We start from the raw sequence: 16,730 nt of genomic DNA on the forward strand, positions 1-16,730 counted from the left end.
TTCGGCAGCTCCTACTTTTGGAATGCGTGCCTCTGTTGGAGCTGCCGAAGGCTGCGATCTTTTGACCTTGTTTTGCTGTCAGCTCAAACCCTCATTGATCACCAGCACCAACTTGCCCGCCACCGTATTGCTCGCCAGTTCGGCAAACGCTGCTTCGGCATCCTTCACCGCAAACGCTTTGGCCAATTGCGGACGCAAGCGGCCCTCGGCAAACAGCGGCCAGACATGCTGGCCCAGGTCACTGAGCAGATCCGCCTTGAACTGATCGCCACGACTGCGCAACGTTGAACCGAGCAGTTGCACACGCTTGGCCAACACCTGCGCCAGATCCAGTTTCGCCTCGCGCCCGCCCATCAAACCGATCAGCACCCAACGCCCGTCCAGCGCCATCAGCTTGAGGTTCAATGCTGAATAATTGCCGCCCACCGGATCGAGAATCACGTCGAACGGCCCGAAGTCGCGCAGGCTCTCCAGATCATCGGTACGCACCACGCCGCCCTGCGCACCCAGCGCTTCGCAGTAAGCCAGGCGCTCGGCGGAACCGACGCTGACCCAGCACGGGTTACCGAAGGCTTTGCACAGCTGAATGGCGGCTGAACCGATTCCACTCGCGCCAGCGTGCAGGAGAATTTTCTCACCGGGTTTCAGCGCTGCAAGTTGAAACACATTCAGCCAGACGGTGGCGTACACCTCGGGCAATGCCGCCGCCTCGATCAGCGAAACACCTTCGGGCACGGGCAGCACATGCCGTCCGTCGACGACCACCTCTTCGGCCATGCCGCCCCCGGCCAGCAAGGCGCAGACCCGGTCACCGACTTGCCAGGACGAGCCCGCGCCGACCTCGCTGATCACCCCGGAGCACTCAAGACCAAGCACTTGGCTGACCCCGGGTGGCGGCGGATAAAGCCCTGCTTTCTGTAATAAATCGGCGCGATTGAGGCCGGCTGCCGCCACCCGGATGCGGACTTGTCCTACATCGCAGGTAGGACTCGGCTCTTCAACCCATGCCACTTGACCTTCAACGCCTTGCAATGCCTTCACACTGCCTCCATAGTGAGTCTGGACTGAGCCCGAAGCTGTAGCGCCGGGCTTTTTGCATTATGCGACCGGCTCTCAAAGAACCGGCGACTTCAAAGACGGCCTAATATGCGTTATCAATTGTCCCCGCGTCGAATCAGCATGAAGCATCTGCTCCCCAGCACCGCCCTCGCTCTTTTCATCGGTATCGGCCTGTTGCCGGTGTCGGGCACCACATTCGCAGCCAACAGCTGGGACAAGTTGCAGCCTGATCGCGATGAAGTCATCGCCAGCCTGAACGTCGTCGAGTTGCTCAAGCGTCACCACTACAGCAAGCCGCCGCTCGACGATGCGCGCTCGGTGATCATCTACGACAGCTACATCAAGCTGCTCGACCCGTCGCGCAGCTATTTCATGGCCAGCGACATCGCCGAATTCGACAAGTGGAAGACGCAGTTCGACGACTTCCTCAAAAGCGGCGACCTCAACGCCGGGTTCACCATCTACAAGCGCTATCTGGACCGCGTCAAGGCGCGTCTGGACTTCGCCCTTGCCGAGCTGAACAAAGGCGTCGACAAGATGGACTTCAACACCAAGGAGACCTTGCTGATCGATCGCAAGGACGCGCCTTGGCTCAAGTCCACCGCAGAACTCGACGACCTGTGGCGCAAACGCGTCAAGGACGAAGTGCTGCGCCAGAAGATCGCCGGCAAAGACCCGAAGCAGATCCAGGAAACCCTGACCAAGCGCTACAAGAATCAGCTGGCGCGTCTCGACCAGACCCGCGCCGAGGACATCTTCCAGGCGTACATCAACACCTTCGCCATGTCCTACGACCCGCACACCAACTATCTGTCGCCGGATAACGCGGAAAACTTCGACATCAACATGAGCCTGTCCCTCGAGGGCATTGGCGCCGTGTTGCAGAGCGACAACGATCAAGTGAAAGTCGTGCGTCTGGTGCCGGCAGGCCCGGCGGACAAGACCAAGCAGGTCGCTCCGGCCGACAAGATCATCGGCGTTGCCCAAGGCAATAAAGAGATGGTCGACGTGGTCGGCTGGCGCCTGGACGAAGTGGTCAAACTGATTCGCGGTCCGAAAGGCACCGTGGTGCGCCTGGAAGTGATCCCGGCGAGCAATGCGCCGAACGACCAGACCACCAAGATCGTGCCGATCACCCGTGAAGCGGTGAAGCTCGAAGACCAGGCCGTGAAGAAGTCGATTCTCAGCCTGAAACAGGACGGCAAGGACTACAAACTCGGCGTGATCGAGATCCCGGCCTTCTACCTCGACTTCAAGGCCTTCCGTGCCGGTGATCCGGATTACAAGAGCACCACCCGCGACGTCAAGAAGCTGCTCACCGAGCTGCAGAAGGACAAAGTCGACGGCGTGGTCATCGACCTGCGCAACAACGGCGGCGGCTCCCTGCAGGAAGCCACCGAACTGACCAGCCTGTTTATCGATAAAGGTCCGACCGTGCTGGTGCGTAATGCCGATGGCCGTGTCGACGTCCTCGAGGACGAAAACCCGGGCGCGTTCTACAAAGGCCCGATGGCGCTGCTGGTCAACCGCCTGTCCGCCTCGGCCTCGGAAATCTTCGCCGGCGCCATGCAGGACTACCACCGCGCGCTGATCATCGGTGGTCAGACCTTCGGCAAAGGCACCGTGCAGACCATTCAGCCGCTGAACCATGGCGAACTGAAACTGACCCTGGCCAAGTTTTATCGTGTCTCCGGGCAGAGCACCCAGCACCAGGGCGTGCTGCCGGACATCGACTACCCGTCGCTGATCGACACCAAGGAAATCGGTGAAAGCGCCCTGCCGGAAGCCATGCCGTGGGACACCATCCGCGCGGCGATCAAACCAGCGGCCGATCCGTTCAAGCCGTTTCTCGCCCAGTTGAAGTCCGAACATGACGCGCGCACCAACAAGGATGCCGAGTTCGTGTTCATCCGCGACAAGCTGGCCCTGGCGCAGAAACTGATGGAAGAAAAAACCGTCAGCCTCAACGAAGCCGATCGTCGTGCCCAGCACGCCGACATCGACGCCAAGCAGCTGGCGATGGAGAACATCCGTCGCAAGGCCAAAGGCGAAGAACCGCTCAAAGAGCTGAAGAAAGAAGACGAAGACGCACTGGCCGCTGCCGAGCCGGACAAGGTCAAACCGGAAGATGATGCCTACCTGAGCGAAACCGGGCGCGTCCTGCTGGATTACCTGAAACTGAGCAATCAGGTGGCCAAGAAGTAAGTGATGGCAATTTAGTGCTGACGATCCCCGGATCGTCATCATACAGTCATCATTCTGTCGTGCAATAAAGGACCGGGAGCAAGCGCTCCCGGTCCTTTTTTCATCGCAAGAGACTGCCATGACCACGACCGAACAGCTGAGCGCGTTGAGCTCGATCCTGACTCAAAGCGGTTTACTCAGCTTGTTCCAGCCGATCATCTGTCTTTCCGAACGCCGCATTCTCGGTTACGAAGCCCTCACCCGTGGCCCGTCCAACAGCCCTCTTCACTCGCCGATTGCCCTGTTCGCCGTGGCGCGACAGGCTGGCCGATTGAGCGAACTGGAGATCGCCTGCCGGCAAAGCGCCTGTCGCCGGTTCAATGAGCAGCAACTGCCGGGCAAGCTGTTCCTTAACGTCTCGCCAGAATCCTTGCTCGAAGCCGCGCACCAACCCGGGCGTACGTTGCAACTGCTGCAGGACTTGGGCATTGCGCCGAGCCAGGTGGTCATCGAGCTCACCGAGCAGACGCCAATCGATGACTTTCAGTTGCTGCAAACCGCTCTGCATCACTATCGGGCGATGGGTTTTTCCATTGCGCTGGACGACTTGGGTGCAGGGTATTCGAGCCTGCGCCTGTGGTCGGAATTGCGTCCGGATTACGTGAAGATCGACCGGCACTTCATCGACGGTATTCATCAGGATGCGTTGAAAAGAGAGTTTGTCGGTTCGATTCTGCAAATCGCCAAAGCTTCACGCGCGCAAGTGATTGCCGAGGGGATCGAGTTGCCGGAAGAACTCGCGGTGCTGACTGAAATGGGCATCGACCTGGTGCAGGGCTACCTGCTCGGCCGCCCTCAGGAACATCCGTCCCGCGACGCTCGCGCGATGATGCCCAAACACGACAGCAGCGCCGTCGCGCTGAATGACGAAGGCAGCGACCTCAGCGCCCTGCTTAACGAGCAGCCCGCCGTGCAACGCGATACGCCCACCGCGACGGTACTGGAAGCCTTTCGCCGCCAGGCCAACCTCAATTCGCTCGCGGTGCTCGACGAACAAGGCCAGCCCTGCGGCATCGTCCATCGCCACTCGCTGTCGGACGCACTGCTCAAACCGTTTGCCACCGATCTGTTCGCGCGCAAACCGATCAGCCGCCTGATGAACGATGATTTCCTCGCCGTGGAAATCAGCCAGTCGCTGCAGCAAGTCAGCCGCCTGATCACCAGCCGCGCCCGCCAGCGCATCGAAGAAGACTTCATCATCACCCTCAACGGCGGTTATCTAGGCCTCGGCCGAGTGATCGACGTGCTGAAACTGATCACCGAACTGAAAATCCAGCAGGCACGCTACGCCAATCCCCTCACCCTGCTCCCGGGCAACGTACCGATCCAGCAATGCCTCACGCGCCTGCTGCAACAGGCCCGCGAGTCGATCATCTGCTACGTCGACATCGACAGCTTCAAACCCTTCAACGACATCTACGGCTACGGCCGTGGCGACGAAGTCCTGCTCTGCCTGGCCCAATGCCTCAACGAACGCATCGACCCCACCCGCGACTTCGTCGGTCACATCGGCGGCGACGACTTCCTCCTCGTCCTCGGCCCCGAAGACTGGCGCAAACGCCTCAACCAACTGCTCGACGATTTCCAAAGCCAATGCCGCCGCTTCTATCGGCCTGAACACCTTGAGGCGGGATGTTTTATTGCGCCGAATCGCCAGGGTGTGCGGCAGGAGTTTGCGTTGTTGTCGTTATCGATTGGGGTAGTGCATTTGCGACCTGAGGCTTGTGCAGCGCTTGATGCCAGCCAGCTTGCGGAGATGGCCTCGCAGGCTAAGCATCATGCGAAGGGGGTTGTGGGGTTTAGTGTGTACGTGATTGATAGTTTCGTCGCTGCCGAGCTACTTCCGTCATAGCTTACGGACCAACGTCAACTTGGCTTTTAGTTTACCAAGTTGATCTATCCTCATTAGTTGCCATCAATAGATCCTCTTTCCAAATTTCCTGCGCCAGTCGAAAGACATCTTGAAAAAAACAACGGGGATTTTCTAATGAGTACCATTCCTCACGCGGCCAACTGTTTGTCTCGCATTCATCAATTTCGAATATAGCTTGAAAATCGAAGCTTGAATCCTTAAGCACTGCTTCCAGATTTTCAATGAGAACCAGTTTATGCCTAAAGGAGAGATAGGGCTGATTTAAGCAATATTTCGTTATTAGCACGCTTCTATCAGCTCGATCATTCGGATCATATATCTCGAGCTCTACACCCTTGGTTTCCTCTCTATCATAAACATCAAATACACCAACGAACCACATCAAATCAGGTTCAAAAGGCTCATTTAAAAATGGGTCTTTAAGCATCATTTGCCCTCCGACGGGAAGCCCGTAAAAGGCTTCTGTGTATTGTCTTTGTCGAACTTAACCTCAAACCAATTCATATCCTCATTCAGCCGAGGATTTTGTGCATCTTTTTTATTAGGCCTGTAGCCGCGCCCAGCTCCAGGCAGTTCCAATCGGACTATAGGATTTTTCTTTTGATCCTTCCCTGTATGCTTAATCAATCCGTTTTCATCCTTCGTCATCGCTTTATTCAAGGCCCCCAGATGCATACGCCAACTATGAAACTGAGAGCTTGGATTACCTTTGGCATTTTTAGGAACCTCGCCAGTATGAGGATCCGCGCCATTTATCGCTCGCTGCTTGAGAGCCGGGCCAGAAATTTCCGAACTATGTTTTTTCACAGTGTGCATGTCATAAAGTTCTTCATACTCACTCACACGCCGCTTTGCATTCTCCTCAGCCACTTCATCAATCCTCGCCCGTCGTTCCAGCGCCGTCATCTTTGGCAGCGGGGGCGCTCCCTCTTCGACGACCACGCGACCAGCCTCGTACCGCATAGGACGTCGCGGCGCTGACGGTGGACAAATGCAACTCAACCCCAACGGATCCACCCACCCCGTCGGATTCGGCACGTACTGATACTGATTCAACCCACCCGCGAGCTTCACCGGGTCCGGTGTCAGATACCGCCCCAATCTCGGGTCGTAATACCGATGGCGGTTGTAATGCAGCCCACTTTCAACATCGAAGTACTGCCCCTGAAAACGCAGCGGTTGGTCGAGGTAGTCTTCGCCGGCCAAGGTCACAGCGGCGACTTTGCCGTAGGCGTCGTATTGCGCGGACCAGACGATTTCGCCGCTGTAGTCGGTGAGTTCCTGTGGGGTGCCGAGGTGGTCGAGTTGGTAGTAGAACGGGCAGGCCTTTTTCGGGCCTTTGCCGTCGAGCATAGCGAGTGGGCGGAAGGTGCCGGGTTCGTAGAGGAAGCTGCGGTATTGCGTGGCGCTGCTTTCGGCGACGAGGTGTTCGCCTTGCCAGAAAAATTCGGTGACGGTGCCGTCGACGGTTTTGCGGATGCGCCGGCCGAAGGCGTCGTAGTGATAAGTGGCGGTCTGGCCGTCCGGGCGGGTCAGGCCGATCAGGTGGTGCTGGCAGTCGTAGCGGTATTCGGTGACCAGGGTCTGGCCGTGGCCTCGGCGTTCGCGGATCAGGTTGCCGAAGGCGTCGTAGTCGTAATGGCGGTCGCCCTGCATCAGCAGGCGGTTGCCTTTGATCTGCGCAGGGCCGGGGCGGTCCTGCATCAGCAGGTTGCCTGCCGGGTCGTGGGCGAAGGATTCGGGCAGTTCGTCGCGCGAGTGACGTACGCGGATCAACCGGTCGAGGGCGTCGTAGCCGTAGGTGCGCTGGCCGTGGCGGCTGTCGGCAATGTGCTCGAGATTGCCGTTGGCGCTATAGGCATAATCGCGGCGGTACAGCGAGGCGTGGCGATGGCCTACAGCATGGGCAAGCAAGCGGCCCTGATCGTCGTAGGAGTATTCGCTGAGCAGCAAGCCTTGCTGGCGTTGCTGTTCACGACCGCAGTGGTAGACGTGGCGCGTGAGCGGCGTGCCGTTGAGGTCGATGGCGCTCAGCGCACCGCCCTTGGCGTAGTGATAATCGAGCTTGCTGTTGTCCGGCAGACGCAGGCGTTTGAGCTGACCGCAGGCGTCATAGGCATAGCGCAAGGTGCCCCAGCCCTGATGCTCGGTGATCAGCCGATCCTGACGGTCGTACTCGAAGGCCAGCGGGTGATTTTGCCCGTCATCGACACCGATCAACCGACCGAGGCGGTCGTAGTCGTAGCGGATCTTGGCGCCATCGGGCAGGGTTTTGACCAGCAAACGCCCGGACTTGTCGCGCTCGTAGCGGGTGACCAGCGATAAACCCTGCTCGCCAAACTCGGTCTTCTCAAGCAGGTGCCCATTCAGGTCATAGGCATAAGCCGTACGCCGCCCATCAAACCCGATTTCCTGTCGGATCAATCCGGTCGGCGTGTAATCCAGTCGGTACTTTTCTCCGGACTCGTTTTCAATCTCGGTCAGCAATAGCCGCGCATGGTCATAGCGGTACTGCACGCGGGTGCCGTCGGGGTTGATCCGCCGCGAGACCAGGTGCAAATCATCGTCATATTCATAGCGGGTGATGCGCCCGAGTTCATCGCGTTCGGCGGTGATCTGGCCGTAGGCACCGTAGCTGTAGGCGCGCGTGCTGCCCGTAGGAGAAGTCGTCAGGATCAGTCGGCCGGCGGCGTCCCACTCCTGACGGCTGACAACACCGAATTCGTCCTGGGTGGTAATCCGCCGGCCCAGCGCATCGTAGGAAAAACGGCGCACGCCGCCATCGGGCAGGGTTTCTTCGATGAGCTGGCCGAGCTCGTTCCACACCCAGCGATGGCGGCTGCTGTCGGGATAACGCAGCGACAGCAACTGCCCGCGCAGGTTGTAGTAGTAATGCGTGACCTGACCGTCGGGATCGACCGCTTCGGTGACGGCGCCTTCAGCGTTGCGCCGGTAGATCCACACCGCCTCACCACGGCAACGTTTGTAGAGAAAACCGTTGCGGTACTCGTAGGACGTTGGTGCATCGTCCGGTGGAATCAGCGCGATCAGCCGTCCGACTTCGTCGTAGCGGTATTCGGTGACCGCGCCCAACGCGTCCTGCTCGGCGAGCAAACGCCCCTGCTGGTCATAGGCCTTGAGCTGTTCACCACCATCGGCCGCAACCTGGCGCACCAGCCGCGCGCGCTCGTCGTGGACGTAGACTTCTTCGGTACCGTCGACGTAATGCACGGTCACGCTGGCGTCGTCATCGTTCCAGACGTAACGGGTGTTCATCTGCGAGAACGAAGCCCAGTGCCGCACGCAGCGCGCCGCTTTGCCCTCGCGCTGCCACTCCCAGAAGAAGCTCGCGCCGCCGGTCAACTGGCGCTGGAGGATGACGTGGTGGTCGTCGTAGTCGTAGCGCTCGCTGTCGCCGACCGCGTTGGTCGCGACCAGCAGGCGTTGCCGCGCATCGAAGCTGTAGGTGGCGAGGTTTTGCTCGGTGGTCCACTCGCCTTGGACGAACACCTGATAATCGACCGCCACCAGCTGCGCGCGGCCATAACGCAACAGCAGGGCGCGGCCGGCGCCGTTGTCCAGACGCTGAATGCGGTCGGAGCGATCGCGTTGCAGGGTCAGACGATTGCCGTAGACATCGCTGATTGCGGTCAGCCGGCCGGCGCGAAAATGGTAAAACCGCGCACTGTCGCCGGCCAACGCCAGAATCAGTTCTTCCGGCTCATCGCCGAGAAAGATCGCCGCCCGCGACAGGCTGTTGTGAATCGCCGGGCGCGCGACATTGGGCAGGGGAAACCGAGTGCGGCGGTTCTCATGATCGATCCAGATCACGCCATCGCCGTCGAAGGACAGGCGATGGGCCAGCGTATGGCTCCAGCCGAAACCCAGGCCTATGTCGATCTCGACCGCGCTGCTGCGGTACAAGCGGGTGAACTCGAAGGGCAGCACGCCATCGAGCACCGCGTCGGTCAGGGTCAGCAGTTCTTCGCCGGTGACCATCGACACCGGGCAGCCATTGGTACAGGTTTTGGGCACGCAATCGGCGGCATCGCCGTTGGGGTTCTTTGCCTGGTCGGGCGCGTCGTCGTGTGGCTCGTCTTTCTTCAACATGGCGTTGCGCTTGGCATCCCAGCGCAATTGCATCCGGCCCTTTTTCACCCCGGCGGCGATGCCCCGCGCGGCAACGGCTTTGTAGCGGTCAACGTATTCAATAAAGGCGTTGACGATGCTGAACAGCGCCTTGACCAGACGCTTGGCGACGTTGAACAGCTGCGTTGCGCGGTCAGCCAGACGCAGCGTCAGATAAGCGATCCCCGCCCCCACTCCGACAAACGTCAGCACCACGCTGATCAACACATCGATGATCAGTTGCACGATCATCATCGACGCCACTTCAGCAGACTTGCCGGCAACCTCGCTGGGCGGCAGCATGTCCAGCCACAGACTCGCCGACCGTAGCAGCAAGCACATCGCCGCTTCGTCACTGACCAGCAACTGCAGCTTTTCCATGAGATCCGGAGCGGTCTGCGCCAGCTCGATCAGCTCAGCCGCGCCACTGCCCAAACGCTCGGCAAACTTGCCGGGATCCTGGAGAATTTCCGAGAGCAGACCGAGGCTGTCCCATACCCCCTCGATGGCCGCCCAACTGCCGGCGAGCATGCCGTTGCTGGCTGCGATCGCCACCGACTGTGACCACTGCGGCTTGAAACCTTGCCACTCGCTACGCAGCCAGCGCTCAAGTTCGCCGGTCAAACCGTCGTAGGATTTGAACAGCTCGTCGACTTGACTGGAGGTGACAGCGCTGTGGACCAGAACGCGGTAGAACTTGCCCTCGTCGCCTCTGAACTCGCCCTTGCCCTGCTGATCAAGGGTGACCGGCGCGGTTTTGCCGCTATCCACGTCGACCACATCGACGGAAATGTTGCCCAGCGGGATGTCGTAGACCGATTCGAACTTGCTCTCGATTTGCATCAGCCCGCCGTGCGGGCACTGGACGAGGCTGGAGGAAAATTCGTCGTCGCTGCTGCTGACCGACGTACTGCTATCGCCGAAGCGGATGATCCGCTCCATACCCACCAGCGATGGCAGGTCTGCAGCCTCGCTGATCTGGTCCGCCCTGCGACTGAGCCAGTGATCAAGCTGTTTGCGGTAGAGGCTGAGCGTTTGCGGAAAGCTGTCGAGTTCCTGCTCGATGCGCGCGATGGCTTCCATCAACACACGCGAGCAAACAAGGTGGACTGAAAAACGGGCTGAAGCATGAGCGGTCCCTCGCGCAAGAAATTAGTCGCGGGAACTGTGCGGGGGATCAAAGAGGAAAGAAGTCAGGCGAGTAGGCAAAGGATGTAGGACTAATCTGCAATCCAGCATCAAGCGAAAAACGTGCAGGCAGAAACGTAAACGCGGCGTGAGGAAAACCTCACGCCGCGTTTACTTAGAAGACATACATGGAATTACTGCGTTGAATCACCAGCCTTCAGCTGTTGCAGCTTCAGCTCGGCCAACGGATGCCCGGCCTTGGCGGCCATGCTCCACCAACGAGCGGCAGCAACGGGATCCGGCGCCTTGCTCGGGGTACTGGCGAGGCTGATCACGCCAACTTGATAAGCGGCTTTACCGTCGCCGGCCAACGCCGCCAGACGCAGCAGACGCACGCCTTCTTCACGCGCGCCCAACCCGACGCCGCGAAAAGTCAGAATGTGCCCATAAAAGCTTTGAGCATCGACATCGCCGAGGTTGGCCATGCGCGCGAACTGGCCTTCAAGCCAGCGCCAGCCACGCGGCTGGCGAACGAACCACGACCAATGAAACAGCCTGCGGGCCAGCCAGTAACCGGCCCGCGCCTTGAGGCTCAGAAACACTCAGGCCTCCGCCGATTCCGGGTATTCGTATTCGAAGACCCGCACCACTTCCGACGCATGCCAGGACGCCGCCGCGACGCCATCTGACGGCCCGGAAAAACGCCCCAGACGCTCGACACATTCAAAGAACCCGGTACGCGGCAAACGACTCGCGCCCTGACTGATGACCAGCGAACTGCGCAACGGCTGCTCGGCTTTGGCATCCAGTGCGGCCAGATGCTCCAGCGCAGCCGTCAGTGTCTGCATCGCCGGTGTCGGCAGCTGCAAACGCTCAAGCAAGGCTCGATAGGTCAGAAGATGGCGCTGACGGCGCGCCTGGTCCAGTTCCCCCAGCAATCCGTCCCAATGTTGACGGCTGATGCGTACGCTCACGATTCGTCCCTCCAACCCGGCACCGTCAGTTCCCAGGCCAGGCTGCGGCGAATCGCGGCGTCGGGCTGACGCTCACCACTTTCGATCATGGCCAGGTAAGACGGGCTGATGCCTACCGTGCGGGCCAGCGCCTCGATGGCGATGCCCTTCCCTTCGCGCAAACTGCGTAATTGATCCAGACCCGGAAGAATCGGCTCCGGCGAGGCGGCGAGCGGCGCTGCTGGCTGCTGCACCGGTGTTGCGTTGATCCCTGCTGCTTTCAGTAAAGCCTGATATTGAGCCCACGGCAGAACCGCGTATTCGGGTTCGCCATCGCGTGCAATTATCTGAATATCCATGACTACCCCGTAGGACAACACCACTTAGCGAGTCGGCACTTTTCCCTAGAAGTGTAATCCTAACAGCGGCCAAGGTCGCGAGTGGTATCTATCTGTAGGCAGTCTTGGTCAGTCAGGGCTTTTTCGGGCCTTGCAACTGCAATTGTTCAGGGGTATCAGGGAGGCGTTCAACCACGGCCAGCTTTTCGGGTTGCTGGCGCTTGCGCCACAGGCGGAAGGCGTTGAGCTCGTCATCGAGGGTTTTCATCAGCCAGGCGAGGACAGCGATGTCATCGAGCATGCCGAACATGGGAATGAAATCCGGAATGGCATCGACCGGGCTGAGGAAATACATCAGGCCCGCCACCACCGAAATCAGCGACTTGGCACTGATCGCGCGATACTCGCCACGCCAGTAGGCCAGGCATAACGACTGCAGCAAGCGCAGATCATCCTTGAGTTTGCCCAGGCGATTGCCTTGCGCGGCGCCTTTGCTGGCCACGGCAAACAACAGGGTCGGCAGGCGTCCACGGGCCAGCAGGCGACCGGCCAACGGCAGGAATCGAGCGAAATTCCACGGAGCTTTCATCTATTCTTCCCGTTGAAATGTTATCCACACAAATTGTGGATAACCTTGTGAACAGAGCTGCATTTCAGCGCTGAGAGCCCCGTTTCATAAGGGCTGCGCTCAGATCGGGCGTTTTTTACTCACATAAAAAAGCCCAATATTTCATTGACTTGGCGGCTCAGGGCGTCTAGCGCGGGCAGCCTCAAAGCTATGACTGTGTTGAACGGCGTCAGTTCGCTCTGTTTACCTTTCCTGACCTGCAGATGCAACAACGCCCCGCATGTGCGAGGCGTCGTTTTCGAGCCGTTGCGTGTTACTTGGCAGCGGCGTCTTCTTTGGCTGGATCCTTGATGGCCAGCAGTTCCAGGTCGAAAACCAGAACCGAGTTGGCCGGGATTGCCGGGCTTGGCGACTGAGCGCCGTAAGCCAGATCGCTAGGGATGTACAGTTTGTACTTCTCGCCAACGTGCATCAGTTGCAGACCTTCAACCCAACCCGGGATCACGCCACTGACTGGCAGATCGATCGGGCTGCCGCGCTCGACGGAGCTGTCGAACACGGTGCCGTTGGTCAGCTTGCCGGTGTAGTGAACAGTGACGACGTCGGTCGGCTTAGGCTGTGGGCCATCGGCTTTCTTCACTACTTCGTACTGCAGGCCGGAAGCGGTGGTGGTGACACCGGCCTTCTTGCCGTTTTCTTCGAGGAATTTCTTGCCGGCGGCTGCCGACTCTTCGCTCATCTTGGCCATGCGCTCTTCAGCACGCTTTTGCAGCGAGGCGAAGGCTTCGACCAGTTCTTCATCTTTCAGCTTCTGTTCTTTCTTGCCAACGGCATCTTCGATGCCCTGGGCTACCGCTTTGGAGTCCAGATCATCCATGCCTTCCTGGGCAAGGCTTTTGCCCATGTTCAGGCCGATGCCGTAGGAAGCTTTTTGCGCCGGGGTTTTCAGCTCTACGCTGGTCTGCGAGTCACAACCCGCGAGTACCAGGCTAACCAGGGCTACCGCCGCCGCCAACCGATGCTGTTTCATGCTATTTCCTTGTTCATGCGCCGAATGGGCAATCGAGTAAAGCCGCGAGCTTATCAGGCCGCCACGACCAATGGCTACCGGCATGAGAGCAGGAATCTTCCGATAAGTTCAGGGATTAAAACGCATTTGGGCAACGGCTGGATGAAGCTTCTGTCATCCGTGGACGACAAGGCTCGTCGGCTCACGGCTCAACATCTGGCGTAATGGCCACTTGCCCAGCCAGCGCCGCTCAGGCATAACAGCCCAACAATTCGACAAGGATGTTCAACTTGCGCCTCTTATTCCGCGTTATCAGTCTGGTGATAGTTCTGGCGTTAATCGCCGTTGCGGTGATTGTCTATTACGTCGCCAACCCGAAATTGCCCTTCTACACCCCACCGCAGCAGGTGCGTTATCTGGATCAATGGAGCGAAGAGCAACGGCAGACCTACTACTTCACGCCCCAAGGTACGCAAGTCAAAGGCCTGCGTTACGAGTGGTTCCAGGCATTGGAATTGCCCTTCTCCGAGCAGCGCTTCGCCTCCCCTGAATATCTCGCCCGTTTCGGCTTCCTGGTCGACCCGCAGCAGAAAGCTAGCGCGAACAACCCCGGCAACCTCCCCGTCGGTTTTGCCCGGCACCAGAATCCCGGCAACGCCTCCGAGCATTATCTGGACATCACCTGCGCCGCTTGCCACACCGGCGAGTTGCGCTTCAAAGACCAGGCCGTGCGCATTGATGGCGGCAGCGCACAGCACGTGTTGCCTTCCAGCGTTCCTACATTGCGCGGTGGCAGTTTCGGACAGGCCCTGGTCGCCAGTCTCGCCTCGACTTACTACAACCCATGGAAGTTCGAGCGCTTCGCCCGTCAGGTGCTCGGAGATGATTACGAAGCGCGCCGCGAACAATTGCGCAGCGAGTTCAAGACCTCGCTGAACACCTTCGTCAAAGTGGCGTGGAACGATACCCATCGCGGCCTGTACCCGACCGAGGAAGGCCCGGGGCGCACCGATGCGTTCGGCCGGATTGCCAACGCGACGTTTGGCGATGCGATTTCCCCTGCCAACTACCGCGTGGCCGATGCCCCGGTGGATTACCCGCAGCTGTGGGACATGTGGACGTTCGACTGGGTGCAGTGGAACGGCTCGGCCCAGCAGCCAATGGCGCGCAATATCGGCGAGGCGCTCGGCGTCGGTGCCACGCTGAATTTCTTCGACGCCAACGGTCAGCCGCTGCAAGGCGCTGCGCGCTATCCCTCCAGCGTGCGCGTGCGCGATCTGCACGCTATCGAAGAAACCTTGCAGCAGCTGAAGCCGCCGACCTGGCCGGAAGATCTGTTCGGTGCGATCGACAAGCCGCTGGCCGCCAGGGGCCGCGCGCTGTTCGCGGAAAACTGCGCCGGCTGCCATGTCCCGCGCCAATCGCAGGAAGGCGAACGCTGGGTGCAGCACTTGCACATGCTTCCCGTGGAGGTAATCGGCACCGATCCGAATGCGGCCAACAACATTGCCAGTCACCGTTTCGACCTGAGTGCACTGCAATGGGATGTCAATGAGCTGGAAAAGATGGACGTCAAACTGCACCCCGAAACCATGGAGCCGCTTGATCTGAGCCAATTGTCGGTGGCTAAGGGTCTGGCTTACGTCACCGCGTTCGTGGAAAACCGGGCCTATCAAGAAGCGAAGATCACGCCGGAAGAAAAACCGCGCATGGATGGTTTCGGCCTGCCGATCGGCGTGCGCGAAAAAGTCGCTTATAAGGCTCGACCGCTGGCAGGCGTGTGGGCGACTGCGCCGTTTCTGCACAACGGTTCGGTGCCGAGCATCTATCAGTTGCTGTCACCGCAGGATGAGCGCGCCGCCACCTTCTATAAAGGCACGCTCGAATACGACCCGCGCCACCTCGGCTATCGCACCGAGCCTTCCACCAACGGTTTTCTGTTCGACACGCGCATCAGCGGCAACCGCAACAGCGGCCACGAATTCCGCGCCGGCGCTCGCGGTGACGGGGTGATCGGCCGCCTCCTGCAACCCGAGGAGCGCTGGGCGTTGCTCGAATATCTGAAAGTATTGGGCGGACCACTGGAGGCGCAGTTGCCATGATCATGCCGACATTCAAAAGAGAACTGCCGCCACTCGCGCGCTTCTGGCTGTGGTTGGGGCGTTTGCTTGGCAAGACGCTGCTGATCCTGCTGGTCATCGCCCTGCTCGGCTGGGCCATCGCCACCGCATGGTTTGCCTGGCAGCATCGCGGGCCGGTGTCCGCGCAGGAACAGATTCCAGCAGGCGAAGCGGCGATGACCCAAGACGTCATCCAAACCGCAGTGCGCATCGTCGACCAGCACCGCGAACCCACGCGTTATCTGCGCGATGCCCACGCCAAAGCGCATGGCTGCGTGAAGGCGCAAGTGCAGGTGTTACCGGAACTGGCGCAATCGCTGCGACGGGGTGTGTTCAGCGAGCCGGGCAAGACCTGGCAGGCGCTGATCCGGTTGTCCAACGGCAATGCCTATCCGCAATTCGACAGCATTCGCGATGCGCGCGGAATGGCGATCAAGTTGCTTGAGGTTCCTGGCACGCAACTGCTCGGCAATCGCCAGGAGCAGCATGAACAGGATTTCGTGATGTTCAGCCATCCGAACTTCTTTGTCAGCGATGTCGCCGAGTATCGTCAGAATGTAGCGGCGCAGGCTGACGGCAAGAAGGTCATGGCGTTTTTTCCGACGTGGGATCCGCGCACCTGGCAGGTCCGTCATCTATTCATCGCGCTGGCAACCCTGTCAGCGCCGCCGGACAGTCCGACTGAGACCACATATTTCTCGGTATCGCCCTACAAGTTCGGTGAGGCCAATGCGAAATTCCGCGTCGTGCCGGATCCGGAGCGTTGCCCGGCGTATACGCTGCCCAAACAGAATCACGACTTGCCGAATTTCCTGCGCAGCGCACTGAATCAGCAGTTGTCGACGGATCGGGTGCCGGCGTGCTTCGCCTTGCAGATCCAGCGCCAGGACGCGAACAAATACATGCCGATCGAGGACACGAGCATTGAGTGGCGTGAGCAGGATGCACCGTTTGAAACCGTGGCGCGGATCACCCTGCCCGTGCAGGACTTCGACACGCCGGCGCTGAATCTGCAATGCGACAACCTGTCGTTCAACCCGTGGTTCGGCATCGAGGCGCATCGGCCGATTGGCGGGATCAATCGCTTGCGCAAGGCAGTGTACGAGGCGGTGAGCGATTATCGGCATGCCCGCAATGCGGCGCAGTAGCGCGGCGATTTTAAAAATCGCAGACAGCAAAAAGCCCGCACAAGGCGGGCTTTTTGTGGTGTCTGGCGTTCAGTTCCAGATACCGAATATGGCGCAGCGGACGGGACTCGAACCCGCGACCCCCGGCGTGACAGGCCGGTATTCTAACCGACTGAACTACCG

General features: G+C 59.6%; 12 protein-coding genes. 4 read left to right on the forward strand and 8 right to left on the reverse strand.

Annotation, left to right across the window (positions count from 1 at the left end; translation table 11 throughout):
- Positions 1-78: 78 nt before the first annotated feature.
- On the reverse strand, positions 79-1,041 hold the full coding sequence (locus tag F8N49_RS15585; protein WP_122747055.1) for a zinc-binding dehydrogenase: 963 nt from the start codon (positions 1,039-1,041) through the stop codon (positions 79-81).
- A gap of 138 nt (positions 1,042-1,179) precedes the next feature.
- Between F8N49_RS15585 and F8N49_RS15590 the strand changes: the two genes are divergently transcribed.
- Positions 1,180-3,264: a carboxy terminal-processing peptidase gene (locus tag F8N49_RS15590; RefSeq protein WP_162999827.1), complete on the forward strand. Its 2,085-nt coding sequence runs from the start codon at positions 1,180-1,182 to the stop codon at positions 3,262-3,264.
- Positions 3,265-3,382: 118 nt separating this feature from the next.
- Complete coding sequence (locus tag F8N49_RS15595; RefSeq protein ID WP_122747054.1) at positions 3,383-5,155, forward strand: bifunctional diguanylate cyclase/phosphodiesterase; 1,773 nt, start codon at positions 3,383-3,385, stop codon at positions 5,153-5,155.
- Between the two features lie 31 nt (positions 5,156-5,186).
- Here F8N49_RS15595 and F8N49_RS15600 read toward each other — a convergent pair whose 3' ends face one another.
- The 7 genes from F8N49_RS15600 to F8N49_RS15630 form a co-directional block, all read right to left on the reverse strand.
- Positions 5,187-5,606 (reverse strand): hypothetical protein, encoded by a 420-nt coding sequence (locus tag F8N49_RS15600; protein WP_083613236.1) that lies wholly within the window; start codon positions 5,604-5,606, stop codon positions 5,187-5,189.
- Positions 5,603-10,387: an RHS repeat-associated core domain-containing protein gene (locus F8N49_RS15605; RefSeq protein ID WP_151551865.1), complete on the reverse strand. Its 4,785-nt coding sequence runs from the start codon at positions 10,385-10,387 to the stop codon at positions 5,603-5,605. The genes F8N49_RS15600 and F8N49_RS15605 overlap by 4 nt, the downstream gene beginning before the upstream one ends.
- Positions 10,388-10,626: 239 nt before the next feature.
- On the reverse strand, positions 10,627-11,034 hold the full coding sequence (locus F8N49_RS15610; protein WP_151551866.1) for a sel1 repeat family protein: 408 nt from the start codon (positions 11,032-11,034) through the stop codon (positions 10,627-10,629).
- Entirely contained in the window at positions 11,035-11,406 is a 372-nt protein-coding gene (locus F8N49_RS15615; RefSeq protein ID WP_003223109.1) for a hypothetical protein, read from the reverse strand. It abuts the gene before it with no gap.
- Entirely contained in the window at positions 11,403-11,744 is a 342-nt protein-coding gene (locus F8N49_RS15620) for a helix-turn-helix domain-containing protein (protein WP_056783977.1), read from the reverse strand. Before F8N49_RS15620 ends, F8N49_RS15615 begins: the two co-directional genes overlap by 4 nt.
- Before the next feature lie 112 nt (positions 11,745-11,856).
- A complete protein-coding gene (locus tag F8N49_RS15625; RefSeq protein WP_016773733.1) occupies positions 11,857-12,312 on the reverse strand; it encodes a YkvA family protein in 456 nt (151 codons plus the stop codon).
- Between the two features lie 292 nt (positions 12,313-12,604).
- Positions 12,605-13,321 (reverse strand): FKBP-type peptidyl-prolyl cis-trans isomerase, encoded by a 717-nt coding sequence (locus F8N49_RS15630; RefSeq protein ID WP_016773732.1) that lies wholly within the window; start codon positions 13,319-13,321, stop codon positions 12,605-12,607.
- Between the two features lie 269 nt (positions 13,322-13,590).
- On the opposite strand from F8N49_RS15630, the gene F8N49_RS15635 reads away from it, so the two are divergent.
- Complete coding sequence (locus F8N49_RS15635; protein WP_151551867.1) at positions 13,591-15,402, forward strand: di-heme-cytochrome C peroxidase; 1,812 nt, start codon at positions 13,591-13,593, stop codon at positions 15,400-15,402.
- The gene (locus F8N49_RS15640) at positions 15,399-16,568 is read left to right on the forward strand and encodes a catalase family protein (protein WP_151551868.1); all 1,170 of its coding nucleotides are present in this window, start codon (positions 15,399-15,401) and stop codon (positions 16,566-16,568) included. The genes F8N49_RS15635 and F8N49_RS15640 overlap by 4 nt, the downstream gene beginning before the upstream one ends.
- Positions 16,569-16,730: the final 162 nt, after the last annotated feature.

It is taken from the genome of Pseudomonas sp. GXM4, from assembly GCF_008923895.1.
Classification (GTDB): domain Bacteria; phylum Pseudomonadota; class Gammaproteobacteria; order Pseudomonadales; family Pseudomonadaceae; genus Aquipseudomonas; species Aquipseudomonas atacamensis.